Consider the following 281-nt stretch of genomic DNA (forward strand, 5'->3'; position numbering starts at 1 on the left):
CTGGCATAATACCAATCTTAGCTTCATCAGAAGTGATGATACCTGGACAGTTAGGTCCAATTAGACGGCAATCTTTATCAGCAATATAATTTTTCACTTTAGTCATATCAGCTACTGGGATTCCTTCTGTGATACAAACAATCACTTTAATCCCTGCATCTGCAGCTTCCATAATAGCATCTGCAGCAAATGCTGGCGGTACAAAAATGATACTTACATTAGCACCTGCCTTTTCCACAGCGTCTGCTACGGTATTAAATACAGGCTTACCTAAATGCTCT

The 281-nt window shown here is 39.9% G+C and carries 1 protein-coding gene; it reads right to left on the reverse strand.

The genetic code is table 11. The features are described from left to right. A partial coding sequence (locus tag F1003_RS15610) for a CoA-binding protein (protein ID WP_202913909.1) occupies positions 1-281 on the reverse strand: 281 nt, incomplete at both ends.

Origin of the sequence: Winogradskyella ouciana, assembly GCF_009709615.1 — a bacterium.
In the GTDB taxonomy this organism is placed as follows: domain Bacteria; phylum Bacteroidota; class Bacteroidia; order Flavobacteriales; family Flavobacteriaceae; genus Winogradskyella; species Winogradskyella ouciana.